Annotated in this window: 20 protein-coding genes; 10 read left to right on the forward strand and 10 right to left on the reverse strand. The window is 62.8% G+C overall.

Annotated features, from left to right (window positions below; translation table 11 throughout):
• The coding region (locus tag L1069_RS15535) for a hypothetical protein (protein WP_237456268.1) at positions 1-197 on the reverse strand (197 nt) is incomplete at its 3' end.
• Here L1069_RS15535 and L1069_RS15540 point away from each other — a divergent pair.
• Entirely contained in the window at positions 196-957 is a 762-nt protein-coding gene (locus L1069_RS15540) for an NAD kinase (RefSeq protein ID WP_237456269.1), read from the forward strand. The two genes, L1069_RS15535 and L1069_RS15540, sit on opposite strands and share 2 nt — an antisense overlap.
• Positions 958-1,414: 457 nt before the next feature.
• Here L1069_RS15540 and L1069_RS15545 read toward each other — a convergent pair whose 3' ends face one another.
• Positions 1,415-2,860 (reverse strand): amidase family protein, encoded by a 1,446-nt coding sequence (locus L1069_RS15545; protein ID WP_237456270.1) that lies wholly within the window; start codon positions 2,858-2,860, stop codon positions 1,415-1,417.
• Positions 2,861-3,460: 600 nt separating this feature from the next.
• On the opposite strand from L1069_RS15545, the gene prpE reads away from it, so the two are divergent.
• Complete coding sequence (gene prpE, locus L1069_RS15550; RefSeq protein ID WP_237456271.1) at positions 3,461-5,350, forward strand: propionate-CoA ligase PrpE; 1,890 nt, start codon at positions 3,461-3,463, stop codon at positions 5,348-5,350.
• Between the two features lie 95 nt (positions 5,351-5,445).
• Here prpE and L1069_RS15555 read toward each other — a convergent pair whose 3' ends face one another.
• The 3 genes from L1069_RS15555 to L1069_RS15565 form a co-directional block, all read right to left on the reverse strand.
• A complete protein-coding gene (locus L1069_RS15555; RefSeq protein WP_129370565.1) occupies positions 5,446-5,847 on the reverse strand; it encodes a GFA family protein in 402 nt (133 codons plus the stop codon).
• A 61-nt stretch (positions 5,848-5,908) separates the two neighbouring features.
• A complete protein-coding gene (locus L1069_RS15560; protein WP_237456272.1) occupies positions 5,909-8,182 on the reverse strand; it encodes an NADP-dependent malic enzyme in 2,274 nt (757 codons plus the stop codon).
• Between the two features lie 32 nt (positions 8,183-8,214).
• On the reverse strand, positions 8,215-8,667 hold the full coding sequence (locus L1069_RS15565; protein ID WP_237456273.1) for a hypothetical protein: 453 nt from the start codon (positions 8,665-8,667) through the stop codon (positions 8,215-8,217).
• Between the two features lie 79 nt (positions 8,668-8,746).
• Between L1069_RS15565 and L1069_RS15570 the strand changes: the two genes are divergently transcribed.
• From L1069_RS15570 to L1069_RS15590, 5 genes are all read left to right on the forward strand, one after another.
• Positions 8,747-9,139 carry a cytidine deaminase gene (locus tag L1069_RS15570; protein WP_129370568.1) on the forward strand — a complete coding sequence of 131 codons (393 nt, stop codon included), beginning with the start codon at positions 8,747-8,749 and terminating at the stop codon, positions 9,137-9,139.
• The gene (locus tag L1069_RS15575; RefSeq protein WP_237456274.1) at positions 9,139-10,443 is read left to right on the forward strand and encodes a thymidine phosphorylase; all 1,305 of its coding nucleotides are present in this window, start codon (positions 9,139-9,141) and stop codon (positions 10,441-10,443) included. The genes L1069_RS15570 and L1069_RS15575 overlap by 1 nt, the downstream gene beginning before the upstream one ends.
• A complete protein-coding gene (locus L1069_RS15580; RefSeq protein ID WP_237456275.1) occupies positions 10,443-11,654 on the forward strand; it encodes a phosphopentomutase in 1,212 nt (403 codons plus the stop codon). The genes L1069_RS15575 and L1069_RS15580 overlap by 1 nt, the downstream gene beginning before the upstream one ends.
• A gap of 91 nt (positions 11,655-11,745) precedes the next feature.
• The gene (upp, locus tag L1069_RS15585) at positions 11,746-12,378 is read left to right on the forward strand and encodes a uracil phosphoribosyltransferase (protein WP_129370571.1); all 633 of its coding nucleotides are present in this window, start codon (positions 11,746-11,748) and stop codon (positions 12,376-12,378) included.
• 185 nt (positions 12,379-12,563) lie between these two features.
• The gene (locus L1069_RS15590) at positions 12,564-13,880 is read left to right on the forward strand and encodes an SPOR domain-containing protein (RefSeq protein ID WP_237456276.1); all 1,317 of its coding nucleotides are present in this window, start codon (positions 12,564-12,566) and stop codon (positions 13,878-13,880) included.
• A gap of 200 nt (positions 13,881-14,080) precedes the next feature.
• On the opposite strand, the gene L1069_RS15595 is transcribed toward L1069_RS15590, so the two are convergent.
• Both L1069_RS15595 and L1069_RS15600 read right to left on the reverse strand, forming a co-directional pair.
• Positions 14,081-15,091, reverse strand: a complete 1,011-nt coding sequence (locus L1069_RS15595; RefSeq protein ID WP_134829695.1) for a hypothetical protein — start codon at positions 15,089-15,091, stop codon at positions 14,081-14,083.
• Between the two features lie 105 nt (positions 15,092-15,196).
• On the reverse strand, positions 15,197-16,825 hold the full coding sequence (locus L1069_RS15600; protein ID WP_237456277.1) for an AMP-binding protein: 1,629 nt from the start codon (positions 16,823-16,825) through the stop codon (positions 15,197-15,199).
• Positions 16,826-16,901: 76 nt separating this feature from the next.
• Between L1069_RS15600 and L1069_RS15605 the strand changes: the two genes are divergently transcribed.
• The 3 genes from L1069_RS15605 to L1069_RS15615 all read left to right on the forward strand — a co-directional run bounded on the left by L1069_RS15605 (position 16,902) and on the right by L1069_RS15615 (position 19,457).
• The gene (locus L1069_RS15605) at positions 16,902-17,825 is read left to right on the forward strand and encodes a DMT family transporter (RefSeq protein WP_134829697.1); all 924 of its coding nucleotides are present in this window, start codon (positions 16,902-16,904) and stop codon (positions 17,823-17,825) included.
• Between the two features lie 174 nt (positions 17,826-17,999).
• Positions 18,000-18,665: a sulfotransferase family 2 domain-containing protein gene (locus L1069_RS15610; protein WP_237456278.1), complete on the forward strand. Its 666-nt coding sequence runs from the start codon at positions 18,000-18,002 to the stop codon at positions 18,663-18,665.
• 111 nt (positions 18,666-18,776) lie between these two features.
• Entirely contained in the window at positions 18,777-19,457 is a 681-nt protein-coding gene (locus tag L1069_RS15615; RefSeq protein WP_129370577.1) for a Hint domain-containing protein, read from the forward strand.
• Positions 19,458-19,568: 111 nt separating this feature from the next.
• Here the strand turns inward: L1069_RS15615 and L1069_RS15620 are convergent, their stop codons facing one another.
• Genes L1069_RS15620 through L1069_RS15630 form a run of 3 tightly spaced genes read right to left on the reverse strand, consistent with a single transcriptional unit; the run spans position 19,569 to position 23,463 of the window.
• The gene (locus L1069_RS15620) at positions 19,569-21,770 is read right to left on the reverse strand and encodes a 3-hydroxyacyl-CoA dehydrogenase NAD-binding domain-containing protein (RefSeq protein WP_237456279.1); all 2,202 of its coding nucleotides are present in this window, start codon (positions 21,768-21,770) and stop codon (positions 19,569-19,571) included.
• On the reverse strand, positions 21,767-22,252 hold the full coding sequence (locus L1069_RS15625; RefSeq protein WP_134829701.1) for a cupin domain-containing protein: 486 nt from the start codon (positions 22,250-22,252) through the stop codon (positions 21,767-21,769). Before L1069_RS15625 ends, L1069_RS15620 begins: the two co-directional genes overlap by 4 nt.
• Positions 22,252-23,463: an acetyl-CoA C-acetyltransferase gene (locus L1069_RS15630; protein ID WP_237456280.1), complete on the reverse strand. Its 1,212-nt coding sequence runs from the start codon at positions 23,461-23,463 to the stop codon at positions 22,252-22,254. The genes L1069_RS15625 and L1069_RS15630 overlap by 1 nt, the downstream gene beginning before the upstream one ends.
• Positions 23,464-23,473: the final 10 nt, after the last annotated feature.

Below are 23,473 nucleotides of genomic sequence, written 5' to 3' on the forward strand. Positions count from 1 at the left end.
CCGGGGTCACGGGTCGCTTCAGTCATAGTGGCTCCGTTGGAGTAAGGATCAGAACTGAGGGATTTCCTATCGGAAACTTCCTTGCGCAGGAAGCCTGTAAAGCGACATTTCCCTGCGACAGAACGGCAACTATGGTCTTTGCCGGAAAGCTGTGATTGTTTCGGAACCAGATGCCTAACACCGGAAACAGATTTCATGAGTTTGAGAATCGCCTTTCTGGCCAGTGAGGCCGAAATTGCGCAACAGGCCCTGGGCACTCTGCGTAACAGATACGGGCATGTGCCGCCCGCCGAAGCCAGTATTGTTGTGGCCCTGGGCGGCGACGGTTTCATGTTGCGCACATTGCTTGCGATGGTGGATCATCCGGCGCCGGTTTACGGGATGAACCGCGGCACCGTTGGCTTTCTGATGAATGAGTACCGTGAAGACGGGCTGATCGAGCGGCTTGAAGAAGCCGTGCAGGAAATCATCAATCCGCTGTCGATGACCGCAATGGACCGCCGCGGCGCGGTGCATAAGGCGCTGGCCATCAACGAAGTGTCTCTGCTGCGGGCGGGGCCGCAGGCGGCACGGCTCAGAGTATCCGTGGACGGGCGCGTGCGGATGGACGAACTGGTCTGCGATGGCGCCTTGGTCTCCACCCCTGCGGGCTCCACGGCCTATAATTATTCTGCCCATGGCCCGATCCTGCCGATCGGGGCGGATGTGCTGGCGCTGACGGCGATTGCCGCTTTCCGGCCGCGGCGCTGGCGCGGAGCGCTTTTGCCCAGCAACGCAATGGTGCGCTTTGATGTGCTGGAGGCCGGTAAACGCCCAGTGATGGCTGACGCGGATTCGAATTCGGTGGCCGATATTGATTGGGTTGAGATCCGCACTGATCCGCAAATACGCCATAAAATCCTGTTCGATCCGGGTCATGGCCTGGAAGAAAGGCTTATATCCGAGCAGTTTACGTAACCGTTTAACGAAGAGTTCACGGATTTGTGAACATCCCGGTAACGATTATATGCGATGGTTTACCCACAGGCGGACGTGGGTGGTAATTGCCCAAGGGCAGAATGCCATAGAGCCGTACCGGCGTGTTTTTTACGTTCCTGTTTATTTAGTTACCTGCCGGTCATGCCTACGAAACCTGCGCCAGAACGCCAGGTTCGCTGAATGCGGCGAGGCGACCGCTGTTTGTAGTGAGTGATCTCGGTATGGAAGTTCCCCGGGGGCGGTTCAACCCGTTCCCCGGGACCATTCGCAAAAAGGGCGTGAACAGGCAATACGGGCGTGAACAGGCTGTGCGAGAATAGGCTGTACGCGAAGATGCATACTCCCGCCATTGCGCCCATCCGGACTGTTTCGGGGCGATCTCCAATTTGAACCTTCGGGACCCGCTGATGCTGCCGTTTGCCGGCTGACTGTGAAATCAGGCGCTTCCGCCCGCCTGTATCTGGTCCCACAGCGGCAGGCACATGCAGCCTGCGCGGGCTTCAATCGCGGCGCAGGCGTCCACTGCCAGATCCTCGCGCCAGCGGCGGGCGGCGATCTGCACATTGATCGGCTGCGGCCCCTTGGGCAGCTGCGCCAGCCGGGCGGGGACTGAGGCGGCAGGCAGGCCGAGGAAGTTCATCGCATAGGAATAAACTGCGCAGCCAAGCACCTCATGCACGCCTTCGGCGCCTTCGGTGTCGCGGTCCGGCTTGAAAAAGGGCTGCGGCAGGAACGGCGACAAGACCAGCGGGTATTCTTCCATGAACAGGGACCATTGCCGCGCGTAATGGGTGCGCGCGGCCATCATTCGCAGCAGCTCGTCGCCGGCAAAGGGCGGGAACTCCTGGAAATAGACGGCAAAGATGTCGCGCACGGTCTGGGAGCCTGCCGCGTCCACGTCATCCTTCATTAGCGCATGGACCTCGCCCATCAGTGCGCGGTAACCGTTGCGCCCGGCCTCGAACACATTGGGCGGTTCCGCTTCCTCCACCAAATAGCCTGCGTCGGTCAGCGCCGAGCGGGCAAAATCCAGCGCGGCCTCGACTTCGGGGTGCAGATCATAGCCATGGGTGTTCTTGGTGAATGCGACCTTGACCGGGCCGCTCACCGCTTTGCCAAACCACGGTACCGGCACATGGAAGGGGTCGCGCGGGTCTGCGGCAATCAAGGAGGGCATTGACAGATGCAGGTCTTCTGCCGAGCGCGCAATCAGCCCTTGCACTGACATCAGCTGCGCCAGCAGCCCGCGTTCGGCGGATTGGCTGGGGTTCCAGGCCGGCACCCGGCCCAGGCCAGGCTTCACTGTTACCGCGCCATTGGCGGCCGCTGGAAAGCGCAAGGATCCGCCTATGTCATTGCCATGCGCCAGTGCGCCGATCCCGGCCATCACCGCAGCCCCTGCGCCGCCGGAGGAGCCGCCCGGCGAGATATGCCGCCCCCAAGGGTTATAGGTGCGGCCATGCAGCGGATTGTCGGTATCGGCCCGGAAGGAAAACTCCGGCGTATTTGTCCGCCCGATCACCACCGCCCCGGCCTTTTGCAGGTTTTCCACCACCGGGGCGTCTGCAGGCGCTATCAAATCCTTCAGCGCCGGGACGCCGTTGGAGGTGGCATGGCCCTTTTGATCCACGTTGATCTTGATGGTGACCGGCACGCCATGCAGCGGGCCGGGAACAGCACCGCCTGCGCGTTCCGTGTCGAGCGCGCGGGCGCGCTCCAGTGCCTCGGCGCTCAGGTCTTCAACCACGGCATTCAGCGCCGGGTTCACCGCGTTCATTCGGTCAATGGAGGCTTGCACGGCATCTTCGGCGCTCAGATCTCCGGTGCGGGTCCGTTTTGTCAGTTCCGTTGCACTCAGGCGCCATAGATCCGGTTTTGTCATGCTCAAGCCTCCCTGGCCGCAGCCTAGGAGGGCAGGGCTGAGTTGCAAGGGAAACCGGACGGAAAAGGGCCGGAATTCTGCAAGAACTCCACCGAGGTTCAGGACCTGTCAGGTTTGTCTGTGAGCGTGACAGATCGCATATGAGCACGCGATGGCACGTCTGGAAATTGTTTCCCCAAGCCCATGGCGGGCGGCGCGACAGGATAAGCGCAGTTGAAAGCGGCAAAGCCTGATTAAAACCATGCTGGGCGGAATGCAGGATCAGCGGCGCACGGCAAGCCGCCGCGGCAGATGCCAGAAGGCCGTTTCTGTGTCATGGGTCTTGCCGCAGGGGGTGATTCCCTGATTGCAGCCGCCATATCCGGGGGGGGATTTGCAGATTTGCAATTCTGGCGGGGCTTTCCTGAATATTCTCCGGCAAAGACCTGTTTGCAAAGTGGTTTGGATGCAAACCGCAAACCATGTGTAAATTTTGTGAATTCAGGCTGTCTGCCTGTTCGGAACCTGTAAATTTATTGACCAACCTTGCGTGCAGGGGCAGCAAAACTTGCCCGTTTGCCGCTTTCTCGCCTAGGCAAAGAGCAGGAGGAGACGATCACTATGGGATATCAGGATATTTATGCCGGCTGGAAACAGGACCCGGAACGGTTTTGGATGGAGGCCGCACAGGCGATCAACTGGGATGAAGCCCCGAAACAGGCGCTGTTAGATAAGGGTGATGGCCTTTATGAATGGTTTTCCGATGCCAAGGTGAACACCTGCTACAACGCCGTTGACCGCCATGTGGAACAGGGCCGCGGCGAACAGACCGCGATCATCTATGACAGCCCGGTCACCCATACCAAGCGTGAAATCTCCTATGTCGAGCTGCGCAACCGGGTCGCCACACTGGCCGGTGCGCTGCGTGCGAAAGGCATCGAAAAGGGCGACCGGGTCATCATCTATATGCCGATGATCCCTGAAGCGCTGGAGGCGATGCTGGCCTGCGCCCGCATCGGGGCTGTGCATTCGGTGGTGTTCGGCGGCTTTGCCTCCAACGAGCTGGCGGTGCGGATCGACGATGCCAAGCCCAAGGCGATCATCGCCGCGTCCTGCGGGATCGAGCCGGGCCGCACCGTGCATTACAAACCGCTGCTGGATGGCGCCATCGACCTGTCTGAGCACAAGCCGGAATTCTGCGTGATCTTTCAGCGCGAACAGGAAGTGGCGGATCTGATCCCGGGCCGCGACGTGAACTGGCACGGGTTCCAATACGGTGTGGAACCGGCCGAATGTGTGCCCGTCGAGGGCAACCACCCCTCCTATATCCTCTACACCTCCGGCACCACCGGCCAGCCCAAAGGCGTGATCCGTCATACCGCGGGCCAGCTGGTGGCGCTGAACTGGACGATGAAAAACATCTACAACGTCGATCCGGGCGATGTGTTCTGGGCGGCGTCGGATGTGGGCTGGGTCGTTGGGCACAGCTACATCTGCTATGCGCCGCTCATTCACGGCAACACAACAATTGTGTTTGAGGGCAAGCCGGTCGGCACACCGGATGCGGGCACATTCTGGCGGGTGATTTCCGAGCATAAGGTCAAAAGCTTCTTCACTGCCCCTACCGCCTTTCGCGCAGTGAAGCGGGAGGATCCCAAGGGCGAATTCGTCAAGAAATACGATCTGAGCTGCCTGCAGCAGGTTTACCTGGCCGGCGAGCGCGCCGACCCCGACACCATTACCTGGGCGCAGGATCAGCTGAAGGTGCCGGTGGTGGACCATTGGTGGCAGACCGAAACCGGCTGGTCGATTGCCGCCAACCCGCTGGGGATCGAAGAACTGCCGACCAAGCTTGGCTCGCCTGCGGTGCCGATGCCCGGCTATGAGGTGGACATTCTGGACGAAGGCGGCAACCCGGTGGCGCCGGGCGAACTGGGCGCAATTGCGGTCAAGCTGCCGCTGCCGCCGGGAACCTTGCCGACGCTGTGGAACGCCGAAGAGCGGTTCAAGAAAAGCTACCTCACTACATTTCCCGGCTATTACGAGACCGGCGATGCCGGCATGAAGGACGAGGACGGCTATCTCTATATCATGGCGCGCACTGATGATGTGATCAACGTGGCGGGGCATCGTCTCTCGACCGGCGGCATGGAGGAAGTGCTGGCGGGCCATCCGGATGTTGCCGAATGCGCCGTGATCGGCGTGGCGGACAGCCTTAAGGGTCAGATGCCGGTTGGCTTCCTCTGCCTGAATTCAGGCGCCGGCCGCGATCATGGCGAGGTGGCGGCCGAGGTCGTCAAACTGGTGCGCGAGAAGATCGGCCCGGTTGCCGCCTTCAAACTGGCGGTGGTGGTGGACCGGCTGCCCAAGACCCGCTCCGGCAAGATCCTGCGCGGCACCATGGTGAACATTGCGGATGGCACGCCTTGGAAGATGCCGGCGACCATTGACGATCCGGCTGTCCTGGACGAAATCAAGGATGCTCTGCAAACAATCGGTTACGCCAGTTAAGCGCAGGGTGGTTCCCTGCATGAAAGCCGCTAGGAAATCCCGCGATCTCCTGGCGGCGCAGGAAACATTGATGTCCGGCCGTCAACCCGGCCTGGCTACCGCGGATCCTGGTCGCTGCTCTGGCCATAGCGGGGCAGCCTGTCTTTCAGCTCCAGCCAGCTCACATGTTCGGAGTGGAAGACATGAAACCTGGGGGGCATATCCCCAGGACATTCCAAAGTCGCCGTGTACATGTGGATATTCACCGCATCCCGTGCGGTGCGATAAGCCATCTGGGTGCCGCAGGCGCCGCAGAACAGCCGCTCGACACCGTCAGAGGAATTGTAGATCTGCGGCTCTGCACCGGACCACGCGACTGCCGTATGCGGCAGTCCGAAAAATGCGGTGACTGGTGCCGCGCAGTTGCGGCGGCAATCGGCGCAGTGGCAATAGCAGCTCCAGGCCGCCTCGGCCTGGCTCTCCCAATGCACGGCGCCGCAGTGGCAATGCCCTCTCATGGCTGGTCCTCACTGTTGGCTTCCCTGGACAGGCGGCCAGCGGTAATTCCCAGCCGCAGGACTAACCGTAGTGCGCCACCGGGGTGCCGGCAATGGCGGCCATGTTCAATAGCCCGCGCGCGGTGATCGAAGGGGAAACGATATGGGCGCGGTTGCCCATGCCCATAAGGATCGGCCCGACCTCCAGCCCGCCGGCCCGCATTTTCAGGATGTTGCGCACGCCTGAGGCGGCATCGGCATGGGCAAAGATCAGCACATTGGCCGCGCCCTCCAGCCGCGAATTGGGGAAAATCCGCTCACGCAGTTCGGGATCCAGCGCACTGTCGATGTTCATCTCGCCCTCATAGGCAAAATCCCGGTGCCTTTCGTCCAGGATCTCCAGCGCGGCGCGCAGGCGGCTGCCGGTGTCGCAGGCGATATTGCCGAATTGCGACTGCGAACACAGCGCGATCTTCGGCTCCAGGCCAAAGCGGCGCACGTGGCGGGCGGCGCCGATCACGGTTTCCGCAATCTGTTCCGGCGTCGGCTCGATCCGCACATGGGTGTCGGCAATGAACAGCGGCCCGTCCTCCAGGATCATCAGCGACAACGCCCCGTGCGGCGCATAGCTGTTGCCGCCCAGAACCTGTTCGACATAGTTCATGTGCCAGCGGTATTCACCAAAGGTGCCGCAGATCAGGCTGTCCGCTTCGCCGCGATGAACCATAATGGCGCCAATCGCAGTGGTATTGGTGCGCATGATCGCTTTGGCGAGATCCGGCGTCACCCCGCGCCGCTGCATCACCTTGTGATAGCTGTTCCAATAGTCGTAGTAGCGCGGGTCGTTCTCCGGGTTCACCAGCTGAAAATCGCGCCCTGGCCGCACATCCAGCCCCAGCCGCTCACAGCGGCGCCCGATCACTTCCGGACGGCCGATCAGGATCGGGGTCTCGGTGGTTTCCTCCAGGATGGCCTGCGCCGCACGCAGCACCCGCTCATCCTCGCCCTCGCTGAACACGATCCGGCGGGACGCGGCGCGGGCGGCCTCGAACACCGGGCGCATCAGCAGTGCGGATTTGAATACCGTCTGGTTCAGCTTCTGCTTATAGGCCTCGATATCCTCAATCGGGCGGGTTGCCACGCCGCTGTCCATTGCCGCCTTGGCCACGGCGGAGGACACCACCGCCACCAGGCGCGGGTCAAACGGTTTCGGGATCAGGTAGTCGGCGCCGAAATTCAGCTGTTCGCCTTTGTAGGCAGCCGCGGCTTCGGCGCTGGTTGTGGCGCGGGCCAGTTCGGCAATGCCTTCAACGCAGGCGATCTGCATCTGGTCATTGATCTCGGTTGCCCCGACATCCAGCGCGCCACGGAAGATGAATGGAAAGCACAGCACGTTGTTGACCTGATTGGGGAAATCGCTGCGGCCCGTGGCGATGATCGCCTCCGGTGCCACCTGGCGCGCCGCCTCCGGCATGATTTCCGGCGTCGGGTTCGCCAGTGCAAAGATGATCGGGCGGTCCGCCATCTTTGCCACCATCTCAGGCTTCAGCACGTTCGGGCCGGACAGGCCAAGGAACAGATCCGCGCCGTCCATTACCTGGTCCAGCGCGCGCAGGTCCGACGCCTGGGCAAAGGCCGCCTTCTGCGGGTTCATATCCTCCTCGCGGCCTTCATAAACCAGACCGTGAATGTCGCAGAGCCAGATATTTTCGCGCTTCACCCCCAGTTTCACCAGCATGTTGAGACAGGCAATCCCCGCCGCACCGCCGCCGGTGGAGACGATCTTGATGTCTTCAAACGACTTGCCCGCCACATGCAGGGCGTTCTTGGCGGCAGCGCCCACAACAATTGCGGTGCCATGCTGGTCGTCATGAAACACCGGAATGCCCATCCGCTCACGGCAGATCTTCTCGACGATAAAACAGTCCGGCGCCTTGATGTCTTCGAGGTTGATGGCGCCGAACGTCGGCTCCAGCGAGCAGACGATATCCGCCAGCTTTTCCGGATCGCTCTCATTCACTTCAATGTCAAAACAATCAATGCCCGCGAAGTTTTTGAACAGGACCGCCTTGCCTTCCATCACCGGTTTCGAGGCCAGCGCGCCGATGTTGCCCAGCCCCAGAACCGCTGAACCGTTCGACACAACCGCCACCAGATTCCCGCGCGAGGTATAGCGGGCAGCATTGGCGGCGTCCGCTTTGATCTCGGTGCAGGCCTCTGCCACACCGGGCGAATAGGCGCGTGCCAGATCGCGCCCGTTGGCCATCGGTTTGGTCGCGCGGATCTCCAGTTTACCGGGCCGCGGAAACTCGTGATAGTTGAGCGCGGCTTGGCGCAGGTTCTGTGAATCGGACATCTGGCGCTCCTGAAAATCAGTATTGTTTAGTGTTAAACCATTTTTCTTGCCGGAAACCTAGTCCAAACTGACGCAAATGAACGCCAGTGCTGGCAAGCGGCGGCTTCTTGCGTGAATTCTGCCTTGCGGACGCCTTTGCCGGCAAATGAAAAGGGAATAAAAACGGGGCGCACAGTCGCCGGATTTTGCCTGCGCAAGCCGGAGCGGTTCTTTGGTATAGTGCTGATTGCCGAAGCCTTGGGGAGGAAATCGGACATAGTCAAACGGCGGATGACTTGCGGATTGCGGGTTTTCCAGCCGCCAAGTGTACTGCGGGTTGCTAGAAAACCAAAGACATCCTTGGCGACCGCTGTATTCTGACTGAAGATCTTAGTGGGTTTAACGAAGGCCCGCCGCCTGGCCGGCCCCTGAAGCAACGTGCAACTACTGAGCGTGGATTGGTTTTGCTTGTTCGGCTTCACACCGGGATGCCAAGTGAACTGCATAGCAGGGCTTTCGCTCTGCGGGGCATATCAGCTAGGCTGCGGCATTCTGACCAGATGATCAAAAACCGGGGAAACACCCATGAGCCTCAAAGCCGCCGCAACCGCCGTCCGCGAAAACGCCCACGCGCCTTACTCCAATTTCAAGGTTGGTGCCGCCATCCGCTCGTCCAGCGGCCAGATCTATGTCGGCTGCAATGTTGAAAACGTGGCCTACCCGGAGGGTACCTGCGCCGAGGCCGGGGCTATCGCCGCCATGGTGGCCGCGGGCGAAAAGCAGCTGGCAGAGGTCTATGTGATCGCCGACTGCCCCTCTCCGATCCCGCCCTGCGGCGGCTGCCGTCAGAAGCTCAAGGAGTTTGGCACAGGAGAGGTCAAAGTGACCCTGGCAACCACCGACGGTGCTGAGAAGGACACTACAATCGGCGATCTGCTGCCGGGCGCTTTTGACGTGGACCATATGGAGCGCAGCTGATGGACGCCCGCGCCATCAATGCAACGCTCCGGCGCGGTCAAACACCGGGCGAGGACGCACTGCGCTGGTTTGCCGAAGGGCTGGCCAATGGCGCGGTCTCGGACGCGCAGGCCGGGGCCTTTGCCATGGCGGTCTGCCTGCAGGGCCTCAGCGTCGAGGGCCGCCGCGCCCTGACGCTGGCGATGCGCGACACCGGTGATGTGCTGGCATGGGATCTGGACGGGCCGGTGCTGGACAAACACTCCACCGGCGGGGTGGGGGACTGTGTCTCGCTGCTTCTGGCGCCTGCGCTGGCTGCTTGCGGCGCCTATGTGCCGATGATCTCGGGCCGCGGCCTGGGCCACACCGGCGGTACTTTGGACAAGCTGGAATCGATTCCCGGTGTTTCCACCAGCGTCAGCGAAGACCACCTGCGCCGCATGATGCAGGACATGGGCTGCGCCATTGCCGGCGCCACTGCGCGGATCGCACCTGCGGACAAGCGGCTTTATGCGATCCGCGACGTGACCGCGACGGTGGACAGCCTCGACCTGATCACCGCCTCGATCCTGTCCAAAAAACTCGCCGCCAGCCCGGATGCGCTGGTGCTGGACGTGAAAATCGGCTCCGGCGCCTTTATGAAAACCGCCGATGACGCCCGTGCGCTGGCGCAGTCGCTGTGCGATACCGCCAATGCCGCAGGCTGCCGCACTTCGGCGCTGATCACCGACATGAATCAGCCGCTGGCGCCCGCTCTGGGCAATGCGCTGGAGGTGGCCGAGGTGATGCGGGTTCTGACAGGGCAGGCGGCTGGCCCCCTGGCCGGGATTTCCGCGGTGTTGGGCGGCGAATTGCTGGCCCATGCCGGGCTGGCTGCCGATGCAGGGGATGGCGCGGCAAAGATCACCGCAACCCTTGCCGATGGCCGCGCGGCAGAGCGGTTTGCCCGTATGATTGCCGCCATGGGCGGCCCCGCGGATTTCGCCGCCAAATGGCAGGATCATCTGCCCGGCGCTGAGGTCGTGCGTGATGTGAAAGCGCCAATCGCCGGCTGCGTCTCGGCAATGAACGGCGAAGCCCTGGGCCTGACCGTTGTCAGCCTTGGCGGCGGCCGCATGGTGGAGAGTGACGAAATCCATCCCGGCGTTGGCATTTCCGGCATTGCCCGCCTGGGGCAGCAGGTCGGGGCAGGGGATGTCCTGGCCCGCATTCACGCGGCCAGCGATGATGCGGCAGACCTGGCCGAGGCTTCCCTCCTGGCCGCCATTGCCATCGGCGATGCGCCGGATGCGCTGCCGCCGCTGGTTCACGAAAGGATCTCCTGATGCCCCGTGCCTTCCTTGTGGTGATGGATTCCGTTGGCATCGGCGGTGCCCCGGACGCCGGGACGTTCTTCAACGGCGATCTGCCGGATCTCGGCGCCAACACATTGGCCCATATCGTCCAGGCCTGTGCTGCGGGTGAGGCCGAGGAGGGCAGAAGCGGCCCGCTGCAGGTACCCAGCATGGAGCGCCTTGGCCTAGGCGCAGCAATGCGGCTGGCGTCCTCAGTGCCGTTTCCGGGCCTGAATGCAGAGCCGCAGGGCCGCTGGGGCTGTGCCAGCGAAGTCAGCCGCGGCAAGGACACGCCCTCGGGTCATTGGGAACTGGCGGGGCTGCCGGTGCCCTGGGACTGGCATTACTTCCCCGATCAGGCGCTGACTTTCTCCGAAGACCTAACGGAATTTGTGGCGGAGCAGGCCGGCACCGATGGCATCCTCGGCAATTGCCACGCTTCCGGCACGGTGATCCTAAACGACCTTGGCGCCGAACACATGCGGACCGGCAAGCCGATATGCTACACCTCCGCCGACAGCGTCTTTCAGATCGCCGCGCATGAAGAAACATTTGGTCTCGACCGCCTGCTGGCCCTGTGCAAATCCATCGCCCCCCGCCTGCACGCGATGAAGGTGGGACGGGTTATTGCGCGGCCTTTCCTTGGCTCGGCGGAGGACGGGTTCACCCGCACAACCAATCGCCGCGACTATGCGATCACCCCGCCGGCACCTGTGCTGACAAATTGGGTGCAGGACGCCGGCGGCAAGGTCCATGCTATCGGCAAGATCGGTGATATCTTCTCTATGTCCGGCATTGATACATTGGAAAAAGGCGCTGATGCCAAACTGATGCAGCATCTCTTTGATGCAGTGGAGATGGCAGAGGAGGGCAGTCTGACCTTCGCCAACTTTGTTGAGTTCGACAGCATGTACGGCCACACCCGCGACATCGCCGGTTATGCCCGCGCGCTGGAGTGGTTCGACGCGGAACTGGGACGGCTGCTGGCAAAGCTGCGCCCTGATGACATGCTCGTGCTCACCGCTGATCACGGCAATGATCCCAGCTGGCCCGGCAGTGACCACACCCGCGAACAAGTGCCGGTTCTGGTCGCAGGGCTTGACGCCGGCCCCGTCGGGCAGGTCAAATTCGCCGATGTGGGCGCCTCTATTGCGGCCCATTTGAACGTCCCGGCTCAGGGCCCCGGCAAGAGCTTTCTTTGACTCCATGGTCAAAACCCGCTTGCCAGCCGCGGCCAGGCCCGTAAAAGCGCTGCAAACAGAACCGCCGCAAACAAAAAAGTAGGAGTGCCCCATGACCGACCACCTGACCGTTGTTGATCACCCGCTTGTGCAGCACAAGCTGACCCTGATGCGGGACAAGGGCACATCCACGGCCGGCTTCCGCCGCCTGCTGCGCGAGATTACCCAGCTCTTGGCCTATGAAATCACCCGCGGAATGGAGCTGACCACAACCAGCATCGAAACCCCGATGGAGGAAATGGACGCGCCGATCCTGGCCGGCAAGAAACTGGCGCTGGTGTCGATCCTGCGCGCGGGAAACGGTATGCTGGACGGGGTGCTTGAGCTGATCCCCTCGGCCCGCGTCGGTTTTGTCGGCCTTTACCGGGACGAGGAAACCCTGGAACCGGTGCAGTATTACTTCAAAGCGCCCGAAGCGCTGGAAGACCGGCTGGTGATCGCGGTGGACCCGATGCTGGCCACCGGCAACAGCTCAGCTGCGGCCATTGATCTGCTGAAGGAGGCCGGCGCCAACAACATCCGTTTCCTGTGCCTTCTGGCCTCGCCCGAGGGTGTTGCACGGATGAAGGAAGCGCACCCGGATGTGCCGATCGTCACCGCCTCGCTGGACCGGCAGCTGAACGAGAAGGGCTACATTCTGCCCGGTCTGGGTGATGCCGGCGACCGGATGTTCGGCACCAAATGATCTGATCGGAAACGGCCAAGGCAGCCCTGATTGCCTTGGCCGGACTGCCCGGCTGCGGCCCGTGGCACGAAAACTAGTTCCAATTTGCGCAAAAATTGCCGCCGTCCGGCCTTATTGTTGCCGCAGAATCTTTACTCACAGGCCAGATTCGGGCATCCTGCAGCCATATTTTGTGGGGCTCAGGAATGAAAACAACTAGAATTATTGCACTGGCCATCATCGCGGGGACAACCGGGGCAGCAGGTATACAGGCGCAAACCCTGCGTGAAACCAGCCCGCCCTCCGAATTTCCGCCTGCCTCCTACGCGGGCAAGCAATATGTGGACAGCCGCGGCTGTGTCTACATCCGTGCAGGCATCGACGGCAATGTCACTTGGGTGCCGCGGGTCTCCCGCTCGCGCAAGCAGATCTGCGGCTATGCACCAACCAAGCTGGCGGGCGCCACGCGAACGCAGCAGGCAGCCCCGGCACCGGAGCTGATCACCCTTGACCCGGGCCAGCAGCCGGCACAATCGAATGCGGGCGCCGCGGCGCCCAGGGTTGTCACCACAGCCAAACCGCGCCGCACACCGCAATCCACCAGCGCCCGGCCTGCAGCCGCTCCGGCGCCGTTGCCGAAACCGGCAGTCAAAAGGGTCGTGCGGGTGACGCCCAAGCCAGCACCGGCACCAGTCCCGGCAGCGCCCGCTCCGGCAGCAGTGCAGCCCGCAGGCAGCGGTGCTTGCGCCGGGCTATCTGATATCAGCCGCCAGTACTCCAATGCCACCGGCGCGCGCTGCGGCCCGCAAACTGTTTCGCCGGTGACCTACGGCGGGCAGGACAGCGGCGCACAGTCCTCTCTGCGCCTCACCCCGAATACACGTGTGGTGCAGACGCACATCTACCAGGACCGCCGCCTCAGCAACAGTTTCACGGTGCCCGAAGGCTATCGCCCGGTCTGGACCGACGGGCGGCTGAACCCGCAGCGTGCAGTGCGTACCGTGCGTCCGGCAGTGGTGACCGGTTTTGCCCAGGCCCCGGCCGGCTATCTGACAGTGGAACGTGAGGATGGCCGCCTGAACCCGATGCGCGGCGTGCGCACGCCCGAGGGCGACGCGCAGATGGCGCAGGTCTGGACCAATGGGGTGCCGCGCCGCCTGGTACAGCTGCCATTGGACCGTGCCACGCTGACACTGCCGCGCAATGTGCGCCGCAGCCCGGCCGAAGCGCAGCCGTCGGGCCTGCGCTTGTCCTCCCGCTCGGCACCGGATGCGGCGGTGCCGCAGCAGCCCGCATCGCGGCGGTACATTCGCGCCGCAACCTTTGCCGGTGCCGCTGAGGCCCAGGCCGCAGCGCGGCAGCTTGCTGCTGCCGGCCTGCCGGTGCGCCTTGGTACAGTCAGCCGCAGAGGGCAGCCCTACAAGGTGGTTCTGGCAGGCCCGTTTCAAGCCGATGACCAGGCCGCCGCAGCCTTGGCCAAGGCCCGCAATGCTGGTTTCACCGGCGCCCGGATCAGTAAGTAACATCGGGGCAGGGCCTGCCCCTGCCTCTGCAAAGACGGTCAGCACCCCCTGCGGTCCGAAAGCGGAATGCACCAATGAGCGCATAATGGCCCGTTCCTGACACCATCAGGGGCGGGCTTTGTGTTTTGTGCCGCAGCTGCTCCCGTTTCTGTATTAACAATTGTGCCGCCCGTATTGCGCCGGGACCCAAAGGCGGGCGCCTAGCCGCAGATGTTCTGCAATTGAACCCAGTCGCGGTCATTCAGCAGCGGCTTCTGGTCGCGGCCTGCCATCGGGTCCGCCTCGATCAGCCCAAGCACCGTTTCACCGGTGATGTCCAGCGCGTAGGCATAAGGCGATGAGGGCAGCGCTGCGCGGGCGAACTCGGCCAGCAGCACCTGATCCGGCAGTGCCGGGCGCGGACTGGCCAGGGTCGCCTCGGAATAGGCATCCAGGGCAGCGCGGTCCAGCTCGCCCGTGGTCAGCAGTTTGAAGGCGGCCATGACACCGCCGGCCTCCAGCAGTTCGAACATCGGGTCGCTGGCCTCAGCCCGGGCGCGTTCCGCCAGGATGGCGCCGGCCGCAACTGCCGGATCCTCGAAATCCTCAACGAACGAACGGTTCAGCAGCACAATGCCGCCAGGCAGATGCAGGCTGCCGGGAATGCCTGAGCGAAGCACCGCCAGCTGCCGCACCCCGGTGCGCGCTGCCAGATCCCGCAGGATCGGTGCGGCTTCCGGCGTCGCGCAGGCCGGCCCCGAGACCCGTTCGATCCGGCCAAGCAAGGCTTGGCCGATGGCCTTGCGCTTAATGTCAGGAACCACGCTGACAGCATGCCGGGTGACAGCACCAGGCAGCCACAAAACCAGCAGCGCCAGCACCAGCGCAAAGGTGCCCAGGATACTGACAGCCCGCAGCCGCCCGGGCCGCGCGCGGGAACGGCCGATGGCGTTTTGCACCCGGGCTATCGCTTCCAGCATGGCAGTTTCGTCCTGACCCAGTTCCAGTGTCTCGCCGGGGTCACCATCGGGGTGGAACAAGGCCGGGAACGCTCCGGGATTGGCGCGCTCGACCGCTGCCAGTGACCAGTGGGCCAGCGGCAGGTCATTCATGCTTGCGATGGTCAGCGTCGCATCGCCCAGCGAGATGATCACATCCCGCCGCTGCGCCTCCCGGTCCGCGCGCCACAAGCCCGCAGCCTCCAGCCGCTCAAATTCCCTCAATGCCGTCATGCAGCCAGCCCGGCCCCCGTTCTTATCGTTGCCAGCAGGATAATCACATAAAACAGGGGCAGCAAATTGCTTTGCTGCCCCCGGACGCTGTTTCGCCGCGAAAAATTACAGGTTCCTGGCGATATTCCTCAGTTCGAACTTCTGGATCTTGCCGGTGGAGGTTTTCGGCAGCTCTTGGAACACCACTTTCTTGGGCGCCTTGAAACCCGCCAGCGTCTCGCGGGTGAAGGCGATCAAAGCAGCAGCATCTTCCGCGGCACCCGGTTTCAGCTCGACAAAGGCGCAGGGCACCTCGCCCCATTTGTCGTCCGGCATCGCAGCGACCGCGGCCAGCAGCACATCCGGATGCGCCATCAGCACGCCTTCTACTTCAACCGAGGAGATGTTCTCGCCGCCCGAGATGATGATGTCCTTGGCCCGGTCGGCAATCTGGATGTAGCCGTCGGGGTGCTGAACTGCCAGGTCGCCGGAATTGAAATAGCCGTCCTTGAACGCCTCTGCAGTGGCCTCCGGGTTCTTCAGATAGCCCTTCATCACCACATTGCCGCGCAAGGCGATCTCGCCCTGGCTCTGGCCATCTTTGGGCAGGGTGTTGTGATCGCTGTCGCGCACCACCACCGGCTCCAGCATCGGCATGGAAACCCCCTGGCGGGATTTCTTGGCGGCAATGCCGGCCTTGTCCAGCCCGTCCCATTCAGCGGCCTTCCAGTAGCATTCGGTGACATGGCCATAGGTTTCGGTCAGCCCGTAAACATGGGTGATGTTAAAGCCCAGATCCTCGATCTTGGACAGGGTTGCGGGCGCTGGCGGGGCGCCTGCGGTGAAGACCTCCACCGTGTGATCAAAGGTGCGGCGCTCTTCGTCCAGCGCATTGACCAGCATGTTCAGCACAATCGGCGCACCGCCGAAATGGCTGACGCCCTCATAGTGGATGGCGTTATAGATGTTCTGCGCGGTGACATCGCGGCAGCAGACCAGGGTGCCGCCCACCACCGGCATCATCCAGGTGTGGTTCCAGCCGTTGCAGTGAAACAGCGGCACGATGGTCAGATAGACCGGATGCAGCACCATGCGCCAGGACACCACCGTGCCCATGGTCATCAGATACGCGCCGCGGTGGTGGTAAACCACGCCCTTGGGCCGCCCGGTGGTGCCGGAGGTATAGTTCAGCGCCAGGCTTTCCCATTCATCCTCGGGCATGATCCATTGGAAGTCCGCATCGCCACTGGCCAGCAGCGCCTCGTATTCCATATGCCGGCTGGTGGCGTGCCAGGTGGCCTGATCATCCGCCACTTCGATCAAAACCGGGGCCGGGCCTTCCATTTCCTCGACGGCGGCTTCGGCTAGTTCCAGGAACTGCGGGTCGACCAGCACCGCCTTGGCTTCGCCGTGGTCAAAGATATAGGCGACTGTGCCCACGTCCAACCGGGTGTTGATGGTGTTCAAGACCGCACCGCAGGCGGGCACGCCGAAATGCGCCTCGGCCTGGGCCGGGATATTCGGCAGCAGGGTGGCCACCACGTCGCCCGGCTTCACTCCCAGTTTGGTCAGGCCCGAAGCCAGCCGGCTGCAGCGGCCGTGGTATTCGGCATAAGTTTTGCGGTGCTTGCCATAGCTTACCGCCAGATGCTCCGGAAACACCTGCGCCGCCCGCTGCAGATGCGACAGCGGCGTCAGCGGCACATAATTCGCGGCGGTCTTCTCCAGACCGGTTTCATCCGCCATCCACCCCATCAGTTTCCTCCCCTGAATCACTTTGGTGTCGTTTAGAGAACAGATATTGCGGAAAGTTGCGGGCAATGGGAAGGGTATGAAACAAACAGCGACCCTTTCCGCAGAAACCGGCAGCCAGACGGCGGCCGCGCACGCCATGCTGGCAGCCATGCTGATTATCGGCATTACCGACAATGCGGTCCCGCTGATGGCCGAACAGATCGGGCTGGGGCAGTTCTACCTGCTGCGAAGTTTTGTCGCGCTGCCGTTCCTGTGGCTGATGGCGCGGGCCGGGCTGGGCGGCCTGGCGCCGCGCCGGATGGGGGCGGTGCTGCTGCGGGCGGTGCTGGTTGCGGTGGCGATGGTGTTCTATTTTGCTGCTGTCGCGCTGATGCCGATCGCACAGGCGCTGGCGGGGCTGTTCACCTCGCCGATCATCATTGTGCTTATCTCGGTTCTGTTTCTGAAAATGCAGATTGGCTGGGTCCGCATCGGCGCCGTGCTGTTTGGGTTTTCCGGGGTGCTGATGGTGCTGCAGCCCGACCCGGCGGCCTTCAATTGGCTGATCCTGGTGCCGGTAGCAGGCGGGCTGTTCTACGCATTGGGGTCGCTGGCCACCGGCCTTTACTGCCAGGGCGAAAGCACGGTGGCAATGCTGTTCATCTACCTGCTGGTGCAGGGCGCACTGGGGGCGATGCTGCTCACCGGGCTGGAAATCTGGCCGCAAGCCGTGCCCGCTGGCGCCGATGGTTTTGTCACCCGCGGCTGGGTCTGGCCGCTGTGGGAGATATCGCATCTGATCCTGCTGCAGGGCTGCGCGGCAGTTGGCGGCGTGTTCCTGATCACCAAGGCCTACCAGCTGGGCGAAGCGTCCTTTGTGGCGGTGTTTGAATATTCGGTGATGATCGTCGGACCGGGTGTTGCCTGGGCCTATTGGGGCCAGGCGCTGAACATCTGGCAGATGCTGGGGATCACCCTGATCATTGCCGCCGGCACCACCATTGCGGTGCGCTCAAGGTAGCCAGGCAGGGGCGCTGCCCCTCTTGGCCCTATGGGTCAATTCACCCCGGAGTATTGGCGCAAAGGTGAAATGGGCCGGGGTTGCTTTGGGTTTGCCGTTCACCGGGGCAGAGCGTTCTGCAGGCCTGCGCACATCAGCATTTCCAACTGCGGATCAATGGCCTAGGGTCGGCTCATGATCCTGTCTCCGGGCCGCAAATACGTCTTTATCCATATCCCCAAGACCGGTGGAACAGCGCTGGCCCTGGCGTTGGAAGCGCGCGCCATGGCCAATGACATGATGCTGGGCGACACCCCAAAAGCGCTGAAACGCCGCCGCCGTCTGAAGGACACGCCGACCCGCGGGCGGCTGTGGAAACACTCCACGCTGGCTGACATCGAAGGGCTGGTGCCGGATCGCACATTGCGGTCGCTGTTTGCCTTTACCCTGGTGCGCAACCCGTGGGACCGGGCGGTGAGCTATTACCATTGGCTGCGCGGGCAGAGCTTCAGCCACCCGGCAATCCGTCTGGCACAAGAACTGGAGTTCCGCGGCTTTGTGCAGCACCCGGAGATCATCAGCGCGTTCCGCGGCAGCCCGGCGGCCTCTTACATGCGCCACGCGGACGGGGCAGAGCAGTGCCGGCTGTACATCCGGCTGGAGCATTTTCACGACGATGCCCAGCCTCTGTTCAGCCACCTCGGGTTTTCTCTGGACCTGCCGCGGGTCAATGACAGCGGCCGGCAGCGGGACTGGCGGGCCTATTACGATGACCGTGCAGCCGGGGCCGTGGCGGAGGCCTGCGCGCAGGATATCGCGCAATTTGAATACTCTTTTAACGATTCCCCTCTATCCAGGTGACCGGGAAAGGCGCTTTTGCGGCCCCCGGGGCGGATCGGCCAACGGGGATTTGCCAAAGCGTGAGAGTTGAGGCCAGCCTGGGAATGCCTGGGCCGCAGGAAAGGAAACCGGATGCTGGATTGGCTTCTGAAACGTTCGCAGGTCTCTATGGGACGGGCATTGAACAGCGGTTTTCCACTGGTTTCCGTCGGGCAGGGCGGGTTTCTGGCTGGCACGCATGTGGCCTCGAACCTGGGCTGGCGCCCGGTTGAAGCGCTGACGCCAGGCGACAAGGTGCTGACATTCGATCATGGCATGCAGGAGATTGTGGAACTGCAGCGCGAAACCATCGTTCCGGGCGACGGCGATCTGGATCCGGCCCGCTGTCCGCTGCTGGTGCCGCGTGATGCGCTGATGAACCGGGTGCCGCTGTGGCTGATGCCGGATCAGGGCGTGCTGCTGGAGAGCGATCTGGTGGAGGATGTTCAGGGTGACCCCTTTGCGGTTGTGCCCGCCGCCGCGCTGGAGGGTTACCGGGGTATCCGCCGGATGCATCCCGGTGCGCAGCTGGAGCTGGTCACGCCGCGGTTTGCCCAGGATCAGGTGATTTACCTGGAGGCCGGAATGCTGGGTTTCGCAGCCGCGCCGGTCAACTTGATGTGCGGGCGTATCTTTACCGAAGAAGGCACTTACCGTGTGCTGCCGCCGGATGAGGCGCGCGGTCTGGTCTTGTCGATGATGGCCGAGGAAGAGCGCTGGGGCGCGCCTGGCGCGGCCTCGGCTGCGGCCCAATATCAGCAACCGCTGAATTGAGCGGGACCATCCGCCGCTAAACTGAGCGGGCAGCACACCATTCGGAGCAGTAAAAAACGGCCAGGGAATGCCCTGGCCGTTTTGTGTTTTCCGTTGCAGTTGCCGTTGCCGTCAGGCGGCGGCCGATTTCTCCGGGTCGAAACGGCCATAGAAGCTTTGGCCCTTGTTCGCCATGTCGCGCAGCAGATCCGGGCAGGCAAAGCGTTCGCCGTACTGCGCGGCCAGCTGATCGCAGCGTTCAGCTGCGTAAGGCGTGCCGATGATGTCCAGCCAGCTTAAGGGGCCGCCGGACCAGGGCGCAAAGCCCCAGGCCAGAACCGCGCCCACGTCGCCTTCGCGGATGTCCATAAGCACACCTTCCTCCAGTGCGCGCACCGCTTCCAGAACCTGCGCAAACATCAGCCGTTCCTGGACTTCGATCAGCTCGGGCTGTTCGGACGCTTGCGGGTATTTCTCCTGCAGGCCTTTCCAGTATTCAACGCGCTTGCCCTTGTCGTCATAGTCAAAGAAGCCTGCGTTGGCTTTGCGGCCCAGACGGCCCTGTTCTTCCATCCAGAAAATCAGATCATCCGACGGGCTTTCCGGATAGGCTTCGCCCATCGCTGCCTTGGTTGCGCGGGCGATCTTGGCGCCCAGATCAATCGAGGTCTCATCGGTCAGCTGGATCGGCCCCACCGGGAAGCCCAGCTGGCGCGCGGCGTTGTCGATCAGCACCGGGCTGACACCCTCGGCGATCATCCGCACCCCTTCGTTGATGTAAGGAATGATGCAGCGGTTGGCGTAGAAGAAGCGCGCGTCATTGACCACGATCGGCGTCTTGCGGATCTGGCGCACGTAATCCAGCGCCTTGGCCACTGCGCGGTCGCCGGTTTCCTTGCCCTTGATGATCTCCACCAGGAACATCTTTTCAACCGGCGAGAAGAAGTGGATGCCGATAAACTGATCTGCGCGGCTGGAGGCCTTGGCCAGCTCCGAGATCGGCAGGGTCGAGGTGTTGGAGGCAAAGATGCAGTCGTCGGGAATGATCGCCTCAACCTTCCGGGTCATCTCGGCCTTGACGCCCGGATCCTCGAACACCGCTTCGATGATCAGGTCGCAGCCCTTCAGCGCGTCCAGATCCGGGGTCGCGGTGATCTGTGCCAGCAGCGCCTCTTTCTTTTCCTCAGTCGCTTTGCCGCGCTTGATGCCCTTGTCCATATAGGCGGCGGAATAGGCCTTGCCTTTGTCGGCGGCGTCCTGATCACGGTCGATCAGCACAACCTCCATGCCGGCCTGGGCCGAGACCAGCGCGATGCCTGCGCCCATCATGCCAGCGCCCAGTACACCGATTTTCTTCACCGACTGGTCCGGCACATCCTTGGGCCGCACAGCGCCTTTTTCCAGCGCCTGCTTGTTCAGGAACAGGCTGCGGATCATCGCCGAGGACGACGGGTTCATCAGCACATGGGTGAACCAGCGCGCTTCGATCTTCAGGGCGGTGTCAAAGTCAACCAGCGCCCCTTCATAGATCGACGACAGCAGTGCCTGGGCCGCGGGGAAGGCGCCCTGGGTCTTGCCGTTGATCATCGCCGAGGCGCCGACAAAGGTCATGAAACCAGCGGGGTGATATGGCGCGCCGCCCGGCATCTTGTAACCCTTGGCATCCCACGGCTTGACCAGATCGGCAGGTTTGGCATTCAGTACCCATTCCTTGGCCGCGGCCAGCGCGTCGTCGGCAACGGCGTCGATCAGCTGCGCGCCCTTGGCCTTCTTCGGGTCCATCATCTTGCCTTCCAGCAGCACCGGAGCCGCCGCCATCGCGCCGACCATGCGGGAGTAGCGGATGGTGCCGCCGCCGCCGGGGAAGATGCCGATCAGGATTTCCGGCAGGCCGATCTTGGCTTTCGGCTTGGAGGTCATCACCCGGTGATGGCAGGCCAGCGCAATCTCGGTGCCGATGCCGGCACAGGTGCCGTTGATCGCACAGGCAACCGGCTTGCCGCCCTTCTTGGTCTTCGGGTCCATGCCTGCGAGTTCGAGTTTGCGCAGGATGCGGTGGCCGCCCATTGTGAAGTCGAACAGCCCTTGCGCGGGGTTCTCGCCGGATTCTTCGCGGATTGTCGCCAGCACATTCAGGTCCATGCCGCCGGCAAAATCCTTCTTGGCCGACGTGATCACGATGCCCTTGACGGCGTCGTCTTCCAGCGCCCGGTCCACGTATTCCTCCACCAGGCCAAATGCCTCGCGGGTGAGGACGTTCATGGACTTGCCGATCGCGTCCCAGGTGATGATTGCGACGCCGTCTGCGTCCACGTCGTATTTGAAATCGCTCATGTGTCTTCTCCGGTCTGGTCAGCCGTCAGCGGGCTGCCGTCCTTGCGGGTGAAATTGAAATCGCCGTTTGCGAATTTCACCATCATGTCCAAATCGCTGTAATAGCCGGTCTCGGTTGCGGTACGGGTGCCCACCACCAGAAAGGCAGCGGGCTTGCTCGAGCGGTTCACCAGATGGTGGCCGTTCTCCTCCCCCGCAGGGAAGGCGGCGCAATCGCCCGGCAGCATCTCATGCGCGCCCTGATCATCGATCAGGGTGCAGGTGCCCTCGGTCACCATTACGAACTCGTCCTGCTCCATATGGTAATGGCGCAATGACGACGCCGCGCCGGGTTCCAGCCGCACGATGTTGACGCCGTACTGGGTGAGGCCGCCGGGATCGCCCAAGGGCTGCACGCTGCGGCCTTCAGTCGAGGCCGCCAGCTTACCGGGATAGCCCGATCCGGTCCGCCAGGGCAGTTGGGAAAGGTCCAGTTTCGGCATCAGACGCGCTCAATGATGGTGGCCGCGCCCATGCCGGATGCGATGCACAGGGTTGCGAGGCCGCATTCCTTGTCCTGCCGCTCCAGCTCATCCAGCAGGGTGCCGATGATAATCGCGCCGGTCGCACCCAGCGGGTGACCCATGGCAATGGAACCGCCGTTGACATTGACCAGTTCCGGGTCGACATCAAACGCCTGCTGGAAGCGCATCACGACGGATGCAAAGGCTTCGTTCACCTCAAACAGATCCAGATCGCTGATCTTCATACCGTTGTCGGCCAGGATCTTTTCTGTCACTGGCACCGGGCCGGTCAGCATGATGGTGGGGTCGGTGCCGATCTTGGCGGTTGCCTTGATCCGGGCGCGCGGTTTCAGCCCGTGCTTCTCACCGAATTCCTTGTTGCCGATCAGCAGCGCGGCAGCCCCGTCCACAATACCGGAAGAGTTACCCGCATGGTGGATATGGTTGATCCGCTCCAGATGCGGGTATTTCATCATCGCCACTTTGTCGAAACCTGGCATCTGCTCGCCCATCATCTGGAACGCCGGGTTCAGCGATCCCAGCGCCTGCATGTCGGTGCCGGGGCGCATGAATTCGTCGTGATCCAGGATCGCCAAGCCGTTCTGGTCGCGCACCGTGATCACCGATTTGGCAAAGCGGTTATCATCCCACGCGGCCTTGGCCCGGCGCTGGCTCTCCATCGCCAGCGCATCCGCCTGATCACGGGTGAACCCATACTCAGTTGCGATGATATCCGCGGAAATGCCCTGCGGCACAAAATACGTGTCCATTGCCAGGCTCGGGTCCACGGCAATCGCTGCGCCGTCGCTGCCCATGGCAACCCGGCCCATCATCTCAACACCGCCCGCGATGTAACCATCGCCTGCGCCGCCCTTCACCTGGTTTGCGGCCAGGTTCACGGCTTCCATGCCGCTGGCACAGAAGCGGTTGATGGCGAGACCCGGAATACGCTCGTCCAGGTCCGAGGCCAGAACCGCCGAGCGCGCCAGGCAGCCGCCCTGTTCCATCACTTGGGTGACATTGCCCCAGATCACGTCCTCGACCGCATGGCCTTCCAGGTTGTTGCGCTCTTTTATTGCGTTCAGCGTCAGGGCCGACAGGCGGACCGAGGTCACCTCATGCAGGCTGCCGTCTTTGCGGCCCTTGCCGCGCGGGGTGCGCAGGGCGTCATAGATATATGCATCAGTCATTTTGCTCTCC

The sequence above is a fragment of the Leisingera sp. MMG026 genome, from assembly GCF_021654205.1.
Lineage (GTDB): Bacteria > Pseudomonadota > Alphaproteobacteria > Rhodobacterales > Rhodobacteraceae > Leisingera.